This is a genomic window from Pseudomonas rossensis (assembly GCF_039888995.1).
In the GTDB taxonomy this organism is placed as follows: domain Bacteria; phylum Pseudomonadota; class Gammaproteobacteria; order Pseudomonadales; family Pseudomonadaceae; genus Aquipseudomonas; species Aquipseudomonas rossensis.
Genome location: NZ_JBBWCB010000077.1, coordinates 13,606 through 28,728, shown reverse-complemented (window position 1 = coordinate 28,728; position 15,123 = coordinate 13,606). Strand labels below are relative to the sequence as shown.

Below are 15,123 nucleotides of genomic sequence, written 5' to 3'. Positions count from 1 at the left end.
ACACTTTTTCGACTTTGGCGTCGGGGCGCATCATGACGGACTGGCTCCAGAAAGAAATCGGGAGCACAGCATCGGACATCAGGTTTCGGCTTGGAATGTGGGCTTCATGGAGCGCTTACAGAAAACCCACACGCATTCACTGCCAGGCTCGTTCAGGTTGCGGGCGGCATCTCCGGTGGGGCCGAGGGGGATGCAGGAGGGGAGCAGTTGGCCTTCTTCGTCAGGAGAAAGCCGGATTTCGTGGTAGTACCTTTTGGGCATCGAGGGTTCTACTTTTGTTGGAGTGCAGGATGTATAGCATTAGTAGTGTTCAAACTGAATGTCTGACGCCCCGGGAAAAAATAATCCGTCACCATTATTCTGAAAAATAAATCTGTCCCGGTTTTTGTAGTCCCGGTTTTTGTACTTCAGCCAATGTCATGGCCAGCGAATTGGCGAATTGGCGTTCAGTCTCACCGGCCCCCGCAATGCAATATGGCGCTAGCCATCCAGCAGATGATTTCCCTGGCAGAGTTGCTGGTGAATCGGGTGCTGGATCAGGTAGATCCGCAGGAGTAGGTTAGGGCGTTGTTTCAACGCGACTCGCAGTAAAAAAGCCCACTGAGCCGGTGACGGTCAGTGGGCTTTTTTATGTCTGAAATTCTGGTCTTGCAGGTTACGAAATGCTCAAAGCAGACAAGTGTTTTGTGGCAAGTCAGATTCCCTCATCGCCGCACATCAACTCCAGGCTTTCTATCCATTCTTGCGCTTGATCCTTATTTTATACGCAAGAACTCAAGAATTTGCCGTGCCCTCGTCCACGCATAAAAAATCAAAAAAGAAACAACTGTAACAACCACCATAGGGGCGATGGCATTCATGCCCGTGGTGATGGTCGAATAGAGTGAAAGAAGAATAGTGAGGGTGACATAGCTTGCGGCGGTCTTGCTAAACACTCCTAGTATCACCGGCACGATTGCAATCAGGGCCGAATGGGCCGCGATGGTCAGAGAAATATCCATGATCAACTGTGCAGGAATATTGCCGAATTGAGCCTGCGCGATTTGGATCATGGCTTCGTTTAATAAGATTTGTAATGTCGCGATCATGACAGTGCTGATTAGAATAATCGGCCAAATTTTTTTGTGTGCGATGTTCATCGGTTATATGTAGTCCTATGGCTGAATCGGTGGCGTCATTGCCGGATGCGGCTGTCGCTGGGCGAATGATTTAAAGTTTATCCAGGTTCCTGAGACAAGACATCAAACCAGTGGACTCACCCGCATCCCTCGCGCCGGGTCATCCAGCAACTTGAATTGCTCCACCATGAAATCGATCAACATCCGCATCGACGGCAGCATCCCATGCCTGCTCGCAAACACGGCATAAATCATCTCCGTCCTCGGCGCCCAGTCTGGCAAAATCATCACCAGTTGCCCGCGATCAATGTAGTCGTGCACCAGGGACATAGGCATCTGCGCAATGCCGACGCTGTCCAGCGCCGCGCATCGCAGCATGGGCAGTCCTTTGGTGATGAGATGCGGACGGTGTTGAATCGTAAATTCCGCGCCATCCTGATGAAACAACGTCCAGCTGTAATCACGTTGCGGACTGCCGTGATGGACGCTGGGGAAGCGTGACAGGTCTTCCGGTTTTTCAGGCTCACCCAGGCGCTGCAGTAGCGCGGGACTTGCCACCAAACATTGTGGCCGCTGGGACATAACCCGGTTAACCAGGTCCGAGTCCTGAAGGGGAGGCGGGCGTACTCTCAGTGCCAGATCAACGCCCTCGGCCACCACGTCTACTTGACGGTCGCTGGCTTCCAGATGCACTTCGACACGCGGGTGCATGGCCATGAATCGCGTGATCATGCTGCCTACGCACTCTTCCAGTAACACCGTCGGGCAGGTGACGCGCAGCAAGCCGCCAGGTTCTGAGCGGGTCATGGCAATGGCCGCTTCAGCGGCTTCTGCTTCCTTGAGCATTGAACGGCAATGGGCGTAGTACGTCAGCCCTAGTTCCGTCACTTTGAAACTGCGGGTGTTACGGATGATCAAGCGCACACCGAGTCTTTCTTCGAGCAGTGCGATCCGTCGGCTGAGGTTGGATTTTGGAATGCCTAGCGCCCGAGCAGTCGGCGCGAAGCCACCGTGGTCCACCACCATAACAAAGTACTGAAGGTCATTGAGATCGAGCACTGGGCGACGTTCATTCAGCCAAAGGAGGCCAACTATACAAGAAGGATCGTCCACTGTATGGGAAAGAGAAACCAACTATTGGGGCCTAGTTGACCAGGCAACACGGCGGCTAGATTGCCGCTGTTTGGTTGGTTCACTTAAGGAGATACAGATGTTACGCAGGACAGTTCTCGCCATGTCTTTGGGTTTGGCCGCACTGGGTTCGGTGTGTTGTGCCAATGCTGCAAATGATCCTTCCGTTGTGCTGGTGCATGGGGCGTTTGCCGACGGTTCTGACTGGGCGAAGGTGATCACCTTGTTACAGGCCAAGGGAGTGCAAGTACGGGCCGTGCAGAACGGTTTGAATTCACTGGCCGATGATGTGGTCACAACCCGTCGCGCTATTGAAACGGCGCCGGGCAAAGTGGTGCTGGTCGGGCATTCGTGGGGCGGCAGTGTGATCACTGAAGCCGGTGCCAGTGACAAGGTAGCGGCGCTGGTTTACGTGGCCGCCTTCGCCCCGGACGTCGGGCAGACCACGGGTGAGCTCGGCAAAGACTATCCGCCGTCGCCGGGCATGCGCGAATTTGTGGCCGACAAGGCCGGGTATCTGTCGCTCACGCAGCATGGTATGGAGCAGGATTTTGCCCCGGACGTGCCCGCCGCGCAGGCCCGATTGATGGCCTCCACGCAAGGCGCCATCAATGCCCGAGCGTTCGACGAACGCATCAGCGTGGCCGCGTGGAAGCAGAAGCCATCGTGGTACATCGTCAGTGAGCGCGATCGCATGATTGCACCTGAACTTCAGCGCGCACTGGCCAGGAAAATAAATGCCACAACGACGGCGCTGCCCACCAGCCATGTGCCGCATCAGTCCCGCCCGGCAGACGTGGCCAAGGTCATTACCGAAGCGCTGAACACCACGCGCTGAACATGACCTGTGATGTAAATCAAAGTCGCTAGATCAATAAATAGGGATATGAAAGATGACTGTAAATAGCAAGGTATTCGACTTTGTCATTCTGGGTGGCGGTTCTGCCGGCGCCGTATTGGCGGCACGTTTGTCGGAAGACCAACAACTTAGTGTTCTGTTGGTTGAGGCGGGTCGAGCCTTTGAACCCGATGAATATCCAGAAGCGATCTACAGCAGCAATATCATCGCCGCCAACGCGGATGGACGTTATGAGTGGGGGTATTTCGCAACACCGGTTGATCAACCGCAAGCGGTCTACACCCCGCGTGGAAAAGTACTGGGCGGAAGTTCTGCCATCAATGGCGCCGTTGCCTGCCGGGCCTTGCCTTTTGACTTTGCGCGCTTCACTGCCAAAGGCCTGAAAGGCTGGAGCTTTGAAGAGGTGCTGCCCTATTACAAAAAAATGGAGCGCACCCCGCACGGTGAAGAAGAATGGCACGGCCGCAGCGGGCCGCTGCCGATTCACCAAATGTCATTGGAGTACATCACTCCTGTACAGCGCGCAATGGTCGAGGCGGCATGGGCTTGCGGAGCCAACAAAGTTGACGACTTTAATGACCCAGAGGCCAATAACGGCGCCGGCCCCATTCCAATGAACGTCATCAACGGTGTGCGCGTTAACACCGGGATGGCCTATCTCACCCGTGAAGTACGCGCTCGCCAAAACCTGACAATCCTGGATCAAAGCCTCATCGACAAAGTGTTGATTGAAGGCAGCAAGGTTCAGTCCGTGCTGTTGGCTGGAGGTGAAAAAGTCCACGGCAGAGAAGTCATTCTTTGTGCTGGCGCCTATGGCTCTGCTGCCATTCTTCTACGTTCAGGTATCGGCCCCAGGGCAGACCTTGAAGCATTGGATGTTCCCTTGGTCAAAGAGGCGCCGGTCGGTGTTCGACTGCTCGATCATGCGTTCTTCTGGATGAATTTCAGTGGAACAGAAGCGTTGAAGGGGCAGGATCATCCGGTGGTGGGGGCGCAGTTGTGGACCCACTCATCTTATGCCGGTTCGGATAAAGAACTGGATATCGCTATTTCTCCCTCGCATTTGCTCGATCCCGCCAGCAGTCCGACCGGTGTCGCGTTCTCGCTGGGCCTGGAACTGATGCATTGCACGTCCCACGGCCGCCTGCGTTTGAAAAGTCGCGATCCCGAAGAGGCACCTGTGATCGAACTGAATCATCTGAGCAGTGAGGATGATATGAACAGGATGATTGAGTGTTTCCGTCTGGCCAGAAAACTGGCCAACACCGAACCGCTTAAAAGCATCATCGTGGAAGAGCTCTATCCAGGCTCATCCACTGACGACAGTAATGAGCAAATTAGTGCCGCGCTGGCAAAAGGTGTGGGCACTTTGCAGCACCCTTGTTCGACGGCCCCGATGGGGTTGCCGGATGACCCAAACGCCGTGGTGGATGAGGAAGGGCGCGTTTACGGCATAGAAGGGCTGCGCGTTATTGATGCGTCTATTTTTCCCGAGATCCCGCTGATCAACTTGAACCCGACCGTCATCATGACGGCGGAAAAGTTGTCCGATGCCATTAAAAAATCCCTCCAGTCCGCATAAAAAACCTTGAGGGGGCATGCCATCTGAAAGGTATGCCCCCCGACTTTTCTTTGGATTACCAAAACTTGAACAAACTGTCCGAGATGCATTCTTTCGTCATGGTGGTGGACACCGGCAGTATTTCCGAAGCCGCCCGGCGTTTGGGTATCGCCAAGTCAATGGTTAGCCTGCGGATCCAGCAATTGGAAAAGCGCCTGGGCAGCATCTTGTTGGAGCGTGGTCGTCAGGCCCGGCTGACTGAGTCGGGCGAGGTGTTTCACAGTTATTGCGTACGTATTCTGGCCGATGTCGAAGATGCCGAAGATGCAGTGTTGGCGTTTCAATCGAGTTTGCGCGGGGTCCTGCGGCTTGCAGCGCCGATGGCCTTCAGCATTCGCTACCTGACGCCGATTCTGTCGTCATTCGCGGTGCGTTACCCTGAGTTGCGGCTGGACGTCGAGTTTGATGACCGCCACGTCAACCTGCACGAAGAGCAGTATGACGCGGCCATCCGCATCGGCGAGTTGCCTGACTCCACGCTGGTCGCCAAGACCATTACGCCCAACCGGCACATCATTTGTGCGAGTCCGGAGTACCTGGCCGCTCACGGCACACCGCAAACCCCGCAAGAGCTGGCCCAGCATTTCGCCATGCTCTATGTGAATCGCGAACCCCACGGCATGTGGACGCTGCCGGTGAACAACACCTTGGAATCATTCCGTGTCCGTTGCCGTATGCGCACCAATAATGGCCATCAACTTTTGGAAGCCGCCAAGGCTGGTATGGGCCTGGCGATTTTGCCGACCTTCCTGGCGGCGCAGGCGATTGTCGCCGGTGAGCTTAAGGAGGTGCTCGCGCCTTATGCCCCTCGAGGCGGCAATATCTCGGCGGTTTACCGGCGATCTCAGCGAGCTTCGCCCAAGCTTCAGGCGCTGATCAACTTCCTCATCGAACAGATCGGTAGCCCGCCGGTGTGGGAGCAAATGCTGACGGCTCACTCGCAACCACAGCGTTGATTCGTTCGAGAATAACGAAACGTGGAATCGTCTTTTGCCGGCTTATGAGTCTGCGCACCCTCCCATATGCTTTTTCCCAACAGACGCAATCTGGCGTCTGACAGGGAAGAAGACGGATGAAGAGTACCCTTAACAATCCTGCTCGCCGTGCTGTTCTGGCCGGCGGTGTTGTGGCTGCCGCTACGCTGGCGGCGGGCAGTGGTTTGGCGCAGGCGTTGGAGTCAAGCGGTAGTACCGGCAAGCGTGCCGCTCACAGCGCCCCGGTTGATGTGATCATTGTCGGCGGTGGCTCGGCAGGTGCGGTTTTGGCCCGTCGTTTGAGCGAGAACAACCAGCGTCAGGTGGTATTGCTTGAGGCGGGCCACAGCTACAGTTCGCACAATTACCCCGAGATCATTGCCAGCAGTGACATCGTCGGTGCCAATGCCAATCCTGAGTTCGAATGGGGTTACAAGACCCGACCGGGCTACATCGATCATCCCATCGGCGCCTTGCGCGGCAAGGTGCTGGGAGGCAGTTCGGCGATCAATGGCGCGGTGGCCATCCGCGCCCGTGCCAGCGACTTCAAGCGCTGGGATCTGCCTGGCTGGAGCTATGAAGAGCTGCTGCCTTCGTTCAAAAAACTGGAAACCCACAGCGGTGGTGCCAGCCCGTCGCACGGCCATGAAGGGCCGCTGCCGGTGCATCAATTGGGCAAGGCCGATGTCACCCCCATGCAGCGGGCCTTCATCTACGCGACCTTCGCCAACGGCTACAGGGTGATTGAGGACTTTGACGGCGCTGACGCCCACGGCGTGGGTCCGTACCCGATGAACATTGTCAATGGCGTGCGGGTCAACACCGGCATGGCGTATCTCACCGATGAGGTGCGCGCACGCGACAACCTGCATATCCGCACCGACAGCCTGGTGGACAAAGTGCTGTTCGACGGTACTCGTGCGGTCGGTGTGCAACTGGGCAACGGTGAGAAGCTGCTGGCCGGTGAAGTCATCCTGTCGGCTGGCAGCTACGGCAGTGCCGCGATCCTGTTGCGTTCCGGCATTGGTCCTGGCGAGGACCTGCGAGCCTTGCAGATTCCACAAGTCGCTGAGCTGGCGGTCGGGCAGAACCTGGTGGATCACCCGTTCTATTACAACGCCTATGCCGCCAGGCCTGACCTGATCGGCAGCCAGTCGCCCGCCATCGGGGCCAAACTTTGGACCCACAGCCGTTCTGCCGAGAATGGCGAGCTGGATCTGCATATCACGGCCACCCATTTGTTCCCTCATGATCAGAGCCCGACCGGCGTTGGCTTCGTGCTCGCGGTAGCCCTGACCCGGCCACTGTCTCGGGGCAAGGTGACGCTGGCCAGTCGCGATCCGTTCGTGGCACCGAACATCGACCTGAATTTTCTCGCCGAGCCCAAGGATCGCCAGCGCCTGCTGGATGGCATCCGTCTGGCCCGCAAAATCGGCACCACGGGGCCTCTGAATTCGTTGATCCATTCCGAGCTCAACCCCGGTCAAGGCAACGATTCGGACGAGGCCTTGCTGGCCAGTGTCAAAGCCAGTCTCGACACCTATCACCACCCGACCTCGACGGCCCCGATGGGCAAGCCAGGGGATACGCGAGCGGTGGTCGACCTGCAAGCGCGGGTCATCGGTGTGCAGGGGCTGCGCGTCGTGGACGCGTCGGTCTTCCCCGACGTGCCATCCGTCGCCACCAACATCACCGTGATTGCCACCGCCGAGCACATTGCCCGTCTTTACGCTTGACCCTCAGGAACCTGCCTCTATGAACAGCACCCCGGTTTTGAACTGGATCGACGGCCAATGGCTGGACTCCGGTGTTTACAAAGACTCCATCGACCCTGCGACCTACGAGCTGATTGGTCGATACGCCGAAGGAGGCTTGAACGAAGCGCAACAAGGGATTGAAGCGGCGCAACGGGCGTTTGCCGAAACACCCTGGAAAGATGACCGCCAATTGCGCGCTCAGGTGTTGCTGGAGTTGGCGGACGCCTTCGAGCGCAACGCCGATGAGCTGATCGATACCCTCGCGCTGGAAAACGGCAAGATCCGACCCGAAGCCGAGTTCGAGGTCGGCATGGTGCCCTCCAAGTTGCGCTATTACGCCGCCCTGGCGCGTGCCGAATACGGTCGAGCGGCCGAGCCCCGACTCGGCAAGCTATCGTTGGTGATTCGTCAGGCGGTAGGCGTGGCGGGCATCATCGTGCCGTGGAACTCGCCGGTGGTGCTGATGATTCGCTCACTGGCACCGGCGCTGGCGGCCGGTTGCACCACGGTCATCAAAATGCCCGGGCAAACCGCGCAGACCAACTGCCTGGTGGCCCGGATCATGAGCGAGGCGCTGTCGCTGCCGCGCGGCGTCATCAACCTGTTCAGCGAGCAGGGCGCGGCCGGCTCCATCCACCTGGTGGAATCACCCCGGGTTCCGGTGATCAGTTTTACCGGCAGCACCACCACCGGCCGGGCGATTTCAGCCGTGGGGGCGCAACACCTCAAGCGTTTTGGCCTGGAGTTGGGCGGGAAAACACCCATGTTGGTGTTTAACGACGCCGACCTTGATGCCGCAGTACCCACTCTGGTGAAAGCCCTGACGGTATTCGCCGGTCAGTTCTGCATGACCGGTTCGCGGCTGCTGGTGCAACGCGATATCGCCACGGCGTTGACCGAGCGTCTGGCCGAGCGACTGGAAGCCGTGCGTGTGGGGCCCGCCGCGGATTCAGCCAGCGAAATGGGTCCGTTGATCGATAAGCCCAACGTGCAACGGGTCAATCAAATCGTGAAGGAGGCGATTACCGCCGGTGCCCAGGTCATCGTTCGCGGTGGCCCGGTGACCGAGGGGCCTTTGGCCAAGGGCGCGTTCTATCGCCCGACGCTGCTGCGGGTCAGCGACCCCGAGATGGCGATCGTCCAGCGCGAAACTTTCGGCCCGGTGCTGACGCTGCAGGTCTTCGACAGCGAAGCCGAGGCGATCGAACTGGCCAACAACAGCGAGTTCGGTCTGGCGGCCAGTGTCTGGACCCGCGATGTCGACCGCGCGCTGCGGGTGGCTCGCGAACTGGAGGCGGGCACGGTGTGGGTCAACGACTGGGCCGTGGTCTACGACGAGTTCGAAGAAGGGGGTTTCAAACAGTCGGGGCAGGGGCGCCTCAACGGCGTGGCGGCCATGGATGACTTTGTCGAGTACAAACACATCGCCCTCAATCCTGGCCTGCGTCAAGGCTGAATCCAATGCAGCCACCCCGATTGTTGATCGGCATGCTGCTGGCAGGGACGCTTGCCGCGTCCTCTGCCTTTGCCGCCAACCAGAATAATGTGTCGCCCATGAGAAGTGCCCCCATGTCCCAGGACAGACTTTACGACGCTTTACTTGATGCACTCGCCGCGACGTTCGGCCATCACCCGGGATTTCGCGTGACCCATGCCAAGGGTGTATTGCTACGCGGAACCTTTGCGGCTTCGCCATCAGCTCCCGTACTAAGCCGGGCTGCCCATTTGCAGGGGCAACCGGAGTCGGTGCTGCTGAGGTTCTCCAACTTCAGCGGCGTGCCAGCCACCGAGGACGGCGATCCGCAGGCCAGTCCTCACGGCCTGGCCGTTCGCTTTACGCTGCCGGACGGTGAGTTCACGGACATCGTGACGCACTCGTTCAACGGCTTTCCGGTGGCCACACCCGAAGACTTCCTGAGTTTTTTGCAGGGCATCGCCGCCAACGTCGCCACGTCGCCGAATCCGCTGCCGCTGCAAACCTTTCTGGCCAATCATCCACGTGCGGAGCATTTTCTTCAGGCACCCAAGCCCGCGCCGAGCAGTTACGCCAGCGTCGAATACTTTGGCGTGAATGCCCTGGTGTTCAGCAACCGTCAGGGTGAAGCGTTTATCGGTCGCTACCGTATTGAGCCGTTGCTGGCAGAGCCTGCATTGAGTGATCAGCAAGCCGCCGCGATGCCAGCCGATTATTTGCAGGCCGAAATCGGCGCCCGACTGGCCAGGGGGGCAGTGAAGTTACGTCTGGTGGTGCAACTGGCGGCGCCGGGGGATGCCATCGAAGACGGGTCGATCCCTTGGTCGCGCAGCCACGAGGAAGTCGAGTTGGGGATTCTGACCCTTGATGCGCTTGTCCCGGCTGAGGAACAACAGCTTGCCCAGCAGCGCCTTGATTTCAACCCCGGGCGCTTGCCCGATGGCATCGCACCCAGTCACGACCCGATGATTCTGGCGCGCGAACGCCTCTACCAGCGGGCCATGCTCCGGCGGCAGCAACCATGAGCATTGACGCCGATATTGGCGTCAGTGTGATTGTGCATGAGGTCAATCCGCAGTATCAGGCGTTGTATGAGCAATGGATGAACAAGGCCATCGACGCCCATCGACAGTTTCCGGGTTACCTGGCGACGGATGTGGTCAAACCGGTCGGCTTGCACTTGCGCTACGCAATCATCCTGCGCTTTGTCAGCAAGGGGCATGTCACGGCCTGGCTGGAATCCCGGGTTCGTCATGCCTTATTGCGCGAGTCATTGCCCTGGCTGCGGCAGGACTACCACCGTACTGACGATGATTCGAAATTCTGGTTCGAGCCGCTGCAAGGACGGGTAACCGTCGAGCGATGGAAGCAATGGTTACTGTCCTGGATGATCGTATTGCCGTTGACCGTTTTTGTGCCTTGGGTTTTGGCGGCTGGGCTTGAACTGTCTGATCTGCGTCTGCCGGTCTGGTTGTTCAAGGTTGCGGTTGCCGGGGTGGTGTCATTCAGTATGGTCTATGGGTTGATGCCGTTGACGACGCGTCTGATGTCGCGTTGGTTGTTGAGCTGATATCAGTGGTCGTGAATGATTAACTCCTCCGTTTATCACGATATAGCCGCTATTAAACGTGCAATAAGCTATCCGTGATCATTCCCGAAAAAGCTGTCTCTACCGGTCCGATAAGAAAGACAGGCCCCACGCCATCCCATTGAACCGTTACGGTTCCGCCATCACATTCAACCTCAACGGAGTTGTCTAATAAACCACGACGAATTCCGTTAACAGCGGCGCCACAAGAGCAGGAACCTGAACCGAGCGGAATACCACCCCATCGCTCCCAAATGCGCAACCGAATGTGCTTCCGGTTAATGATCTGGACGAAATGTACGTTCGTCCTGAGGGGGAATAGGGGGTTGGTTTCAATTGTCGGTCCGATTGTCGCTATATCAATGGCCGTCAGATCATCCACAACATAGGTGCAGTGCGGATTTCCCATGCTGCACGCTGTTGGGTCACCAGCAAGTGGCAAAACAGCTGTATCCAGTTCCAGAGCCAGGGGAATATCCGACCAGCCGAAAAGCGGCTCCCCCATGTTCACAGAAACTGCGCCGGTCGAAGTTCGTTCGCAAGTGAGTAGGCCACGGTTGGTTCGGAGCGCTATCGAAGTGGTATTTGATTCGCGCATCAGCATATCCGCGGCACCCCGCGTTGCGCTGCCACAAACATCCAGCGTGGAGCCATCTGCATTCCAAAACATCAAACGCGCATCTGCATCATCGCAATCGAGCACCACCGCGAGTTGATTGAATCCGATTCCTCGGTTCCGATCACCCATTCGCCGAGCCAGGGTACTTGTCATTGGATTGGCCGCGTTTCGCGAGTCCACAATAACGAAGTCATCGCCATTGGCGTGCATTTTATGAAAACTCAGCGGCATAAATAGATCCTGGCGGAATTGACGTTTAAAGGCGATCTAGCCCCAATTCGGTTTTCTGATCCGTATTTTCCTGCGTCATCTGCATCTGTAACGCACACAGCCGCCGGCTCACAATATCGGCACGCTCCGCAGTCGCGGCAACGGCTGCACCGCAAACTCATAATGTAGGAGGCCCAATGGGCAAGATGGCGATTTTCCTGGGTGGATTTCTGGTGTTGACCATTTTGATTGGTGCCCTGGCCACGATCTCTCCCGCTTAGTCCTTTCTGCGATCAGACATCCTCCCGCCAGTGCCGCGCCTGAACGACCAACGCTGGCGCAAAGTGCAGCACGACCATTCGCACCAGGTGATGGGTCAGGATGAACACCACGTTCAGCCCGCCACTGAAGGCGACGAGGGCGATGGTTTCGATGGCGCCAGGCATGTACGCCAGCCACAACGACAAGGGATCGCTGCCCAGTACCCGTCCGGCCACTGCGGCAAACGCTGCTGCGATCAGCAGCATCAGGCCGACGGCCATCAGCCCGGCTCGTCCGTGGCGGACGAGTTCTGCGAGGCTGATGTCTTTGAATTTCGAGCCAATCAGCACGCCGAGGAGGACCACGGCGGTGTCGACACTCCATGACGGCAGGTGGAAGGCCTGGAGATAGCCCAGTTTGATGTAGACGCCGGTGACGACGATCGCGGTGAGCATGAACGGTGCCGGAACGCCGACGCGCAACAGCAAGCGGCCGAGCAACAGGCACAAGGCGATCAGCGATAGCAGGGTCAGCGCGGTACTCATGAGCAGCGGGCTGCTCTCGGCAAGCGCCACGTCGGTCTGCCCGGGAATGCAGAAGCTGACCAGCACGGTGATCGACAGCAGTCGCACCAGGTGCACGACGATCACCTTGCTGGACGCGCGCTCGGACTCGAGCAAATCGAACACGGCGGCGAGTGCGCCCGGATACACGGCTAACAGGGAGTCCTTCGGGTTCCATCCCGAGACCTTGAGCAGCCACACGCCGGCCACGGCACTTTGGGCCGTCAGGCCCAGCAGCATGAAGCCCAGGCTGGGTAACATGGCGGCCCCCGTTTGGCTGTTCCACGAGGTGAACATCAGGCCGGTCGCGATCCCCAATACGATTTGCACGTAGCCAAGGCTGAAGGGCAGCGTGGGGGAAAAACGCAAGTTGCTGGCGATCAATGCGGTGGCGAGTATCGAGCCCAGCAACAGGCCATGGGGGAGACCGGCATATTGCAGCGCGGTGCCGACGCCGGTGGCGATCAGCAAACACAGTAGGGTTTTCATGGTGTTGATGAGTCTTCCTTGATTCATGCCGAACCCAACGCTTGCATCCGGGCCACGCACGTTTTCCCATCTAACGGCGTGAAGCGTCAAGTGACAAAAAGCACAACGCCTCCACAGTGGGAGGCGTTGCAGTTTCAGCATTAACGCTCGTGTTACTTAAGGTCGAAGCGATCCAGGCCCATCACTTTGGCCCAGGCGGCTACGAAGTCTTTGACGAACTTCTCCTGCGCATCAGCGGTTGCATACACTTCCGCCAACGCACGCAGCTGCGCATGTGAGCCGAAGACAAGGTCGACACGGGTGCCGGTCCACTTCACTTCGCCGGTTTTGCGATCGCGGCCTTCAAACTCCTCATTAGCCTCCGACACCGGTTTCCATTCCACGCCCATATCCAGCAGGTTTTTGAAGAAGTCGTTGGTCAACGCTTCCGGCTGCTTCGTGAACACGCCGTGTTTGGTTTGTCCGACGTTGGTGTTCAGCACGCGCATGCCGCCAATGAGCGCGGTCATTTCTGGCGCGGTCAGTGTCAGCAGTTGCGCCTTGTCGATCAACAGCTGCTCGGCCGCTACGCTGTATCTGCCTTTGAGGTAGTTGCGGAAGCCATCGGCGATGGGTTCGAGGAAGCCGAAGGATTCCACGTCCGTTTGCTCTTGGGAGGTGTCCATCCGTCCTGGTGTGAACGGCACCGTCACGGTTTGACCGGCATTTTTCGCCGCCTGTTCGACGCCCGCGTTACCGGCCAGCACGATCAGGTCTGCCAGCGAGATCTTCTTGCCGCCGCTGTTGAACTCGCTTTGGATGCCTTCGAGTTTCGCCAGCACGTTCGCCAATTGCTCAGGCTGGTTGGCCTGCCAGAACTTCTGCGGGGCCAGACGCAAACGCCCACCGTTGGCACCGCCGCGTTTGTCGGAGCCACGGAAGGTCGAAGCCGCCGCCCAAGCCGTTGATACAAGCTGCGAGACGGTCAGGCCCGAGGCCAGGAGTTTGCTCTTGAGTGCGGCGACGTCACTGTCGTTGACCAAGGCATGGTCGACCGCTGGAATCGGGTCTTGCCACAGCAGCTCTTCGCTCGGCATTTCCGGGCCGAGGTAGCGGGAGAGGGGACCCATATCGCGGTGGATCAGCTTGAACCAGGCGCGGGCGAATGCGTCGGCCAACTGGTCTGGATTGGCCAGGAAGCGCCGCGAAATCGGTTCATAGATCGGGTCGAATCGCAGCGACAGGTCGGTGGTCAGCATGGTCGGATTACGACGCTTGGACGGGTCGTGAGCATCCGGAATGATGCCCGCACCGGCACCGTTTTTCGGTATCCACTGGCTCGCACCGGCCGGGCTTTTGCTCAGTTCCCACTCGAAGCCGAACAGGTTCTCCAGGTAGTTGTTGCTCCACCGGGTGGGCGTGGTGGTCCAGGTCACTTCCAGGCCGCTGGTGATGGTGTCCGGCCCTTTGCCGGTGCCGAAGCTGTTCTTCCAGCCAAAGCCTTGGGCTTCGAGGCCAGCCGCTTCGGGCTCGGCGCCGACATTGTCGGCAGGTCCGGCGCCGTGGGTCTTGCCGAAGGCGTGGCCGCCGGCGATCAGTGCCACGGTTTCTTCGTCATTCATCGCCATGCGCGCGAAGGTTTCACGGATGTCCTTCCCGGCAGCGACCGGGTCGGGGTTGCCTTCCGGGCCTTCCGGGTTGACGTAGATCAGGCCCATTTGCACGGCGGCGAGCGGGTTTTCCAGGTTGCGCCCCTGGTCGGTGCGGCTCTCCTCATTTTCCCCCGGCTCGGCAACGAGTGGGCCTTCGCCGGGCTCTTGCATGGGTTCCTTGTCTTTGCCGTAGCGGGTGTCGCCGCCCAGCCACTTGTTTTCGGAGCCCCAGTAGACGTCCTCATCCGGTTCCCAAACGTCCGCACGACCGCCGGAAAAGCCGAAGGTTTTGAAGCCCATGGATTCCAGCGCAACGTTGCCGGTGAGGACGATCAGATCTGCCCAGGAAATTTTGCGGCCATATTTTTGCTTGATCGGCCAGAGCAGCCGGCGTGCCTTGTCGAGGCTGACGTTGTCCGGCCAACTGTTGAGCGGCGCGAAGCGTTGCTGACCGGAGCCGGCGCCACCACGACCGTCACCGGTGCGGTACGTACCGGCAGAGTGCCAAGCCATGCGAATGAAGAGTGGCCCGTAGTGACCGAAGTCCGCCGGCCACCAGTCCTGGGAATCGGTCATCAACGCAGTCAGGTCTCTTTTGACCGCTTCAAAGTCCAGGCTTTTGAATGCTTCGGCGTAGTTGAAGCCCTCGTCCATGGGGTCGGACAGGGACGAGTGCTGATGGAGGATCTTCAGATTCAGTTGGTTCGGCCACCAGTCGCGGTTTGTCGTGCCACCGCCAGCGGCGCTAAGGAACGGGCATTTCGATTCGTTTGCCATGTGTGAGCTACCTTTGGTCGTATTCATCCGGCTATTCGGCCCAACGTGGGC

Annotated in this window: 12 protein-coding genes and 1 pseudogene; 8 read left to right on the top strand and 5 right to left on the bottom strand. The window is 58.5% G+C overall.

Features of this window, described 5'->3' with window-relative positions:
• Positions 1-436: 436 nt before the first annotated feature.
• A pseudogene (locus WLY71_RS31400) lies at positions 437-558 on the top strand (DUF6124 family protein); the annotation flags it as partial.
• 197 nt (positions 559-755) lie between these two features.
• On the opposite strand, the gene WLY71_RS19605 reads toward WLY71_RS31400, so the two are convergent.
• Both WLY71_RS19605 and WLY71_RS19600 read right to left on the bottom strand, forming a co-directional pair.
• Complete coding sequence (locus tag WLY71_RS19605; protein ID WP_347804862.1) at positions 756-1,139, bottom strand: hypothetical protein; 384 nt, start codon at positions 1,137-1,139, stop codon at positions 756-758.
• Between the two features lie 102 nt (positions 1,140-1,241).
• Positions 1,242-2,144 (bottom strand): LysR substrate-binding domain-containing protein, encoded by a 903-nt coding sequence (locus tag WLY71_RS19600; protein ID WP_425589941.1) that lies wholly within the window; start codon positions 2,142-2,144, stop codon positions 1,242-1,244.
• A gap of 184 nt (positions 2,145-2,328) precedes the next feature.
• On the opposite strand from WLY71_RS19600, the gene WLY71_RS19595 reads away from it, so the two are divergent.
• The 7 genes from WLY71_RS19595 to WLY71_RS19565 all read left to right on the top strand — a co-directional run bounded on the left by WLY71_RS19595 (position 2,329) and on the right by WLY71_RS19565 (position 10,504).
• Entirely contained in the window at positions 2,329-3,087 is a 759-nt protein-coding gene (locus WLY71_RS19595; RefSeq protein WP_425589940.1) for an alpha/beta fold hydrolase, read from the top strand.
• A gap of 55 nt (positions 3,088-3,142) precedes the next feature.
• Positions 3,143-4,690, top strand: coding sequence for a GMC family oxidoreductase (locus WLY71_RS19590; protein ID WP_347804859.1), 1,548 nt, complete (start codon positions 3,143-3,145; stop codon positions 4,688-4,690).
• 65 nt (positions 4,691-4,755) lie between these two features.
• The gene (locus tag WLY71_RS19585; RefSeq protein WP_347804858.1) at positions 4,756-5,685 is read left to right on the top strand and encodes a LysR family transcriptional regulator; all 930 of its coding nucleotides are present in this window, start codon (positions 4,756-4,758) and stop codon (positions 5,683-5,685) included.
• Positions 5,686-5,801: 116 nt separating this feature from the next.
• Entirely contained in the window at positions 5,802-7,439 is a 1,638-nt protein-coding gene (locus WLY71_RS19580; protein WP_347804857.1) for a GMC family oxidoreductase, read from the top strand.
• Between the two features lie 19 nt (positions 7,440-7,458).
• Positions 7,459-8,916 (top strand): aldehyde dehydrogenase family protein, encoded by a 1,458-nt coding sequence (locus tag WLY71_RS19575; protein ID WP_347804856.1) that lies wholly within the window; start codon positions 7,459-7,461, stop codon positions 8,914-8,916.
• A gap of 113 nt (positions 8,917-9,029) precedes the next feature.
• Positions 9,030-9,959 carry a catalase family peroxidase gene (locus WLY71_RS19570; protein WP_347804855.1) on the top strand — a complete coding sequence of 310 codons (930 nt, stop codon included), beginning with the start codon at positions 9,030-9,032 and terminating at the stop codon, positions 9,957-9,959.
• Positions 9,956-10,504, top strand: a complete 549-nt coding sequence (locus WLY71_RS19565) for a putative antibiotic biosynthesis monooxygenase (RefSeq protein WP_347804854.1) — start codon at positions 9,956-9,958, stop codon at positions 10,502-10,504. Before WLY71_RS19570 ends, WLY71_RS19565 begins: the two co-directional genes overlap by 4 nt.
• Before the next feature lie 52 nt (positions 10,505-10,556).
• On the opposite strand, the gene dapF is transcribed toward WLY71_RS19565, so the two are convergent.
• From dapF to katG, 3 genes are all read right to left on the bottom strand, one after another.
• Positions 10,557-11,372, bottom strand: a complete 816-nt coding sequence (gene dapF, locus WLY71_RS19560) for a diaminopimelate epimerase (RefSeq protein WP_347804853.1) — start codon at positions 11,370-11,372, stop codon at positions 10,557-10,559.
• 272 nt (positions 11,373-11,644) lie between these two features.
• Positions 11,645-12,664: an AbrB family transcriptional regulator gene (locus WLY71_RS19555; protein WP_347804852.1), complete on the bottom strand. Its 1,020-nt coding sequence runs from the start codon at positions 12,662-12,664 to the stop codon at positions 11,645-11,647.
• A 152-nt stretch (positions 12,665-12,816) separates the two neighbouring features.
• Complete coding sequence (katG, locus tag WLY71_RS19550) at positions 12,817-15,072, bottom strand: catalase/peroxidase HPI (RefSeq protein ID WP_347804851.1); 2,256 nt, start codon at positions 15,070-15,072, stop codon at positions 12,817-12,819.
• Positions 15,073-15,123: the final 51 nt, after the last annotated feature.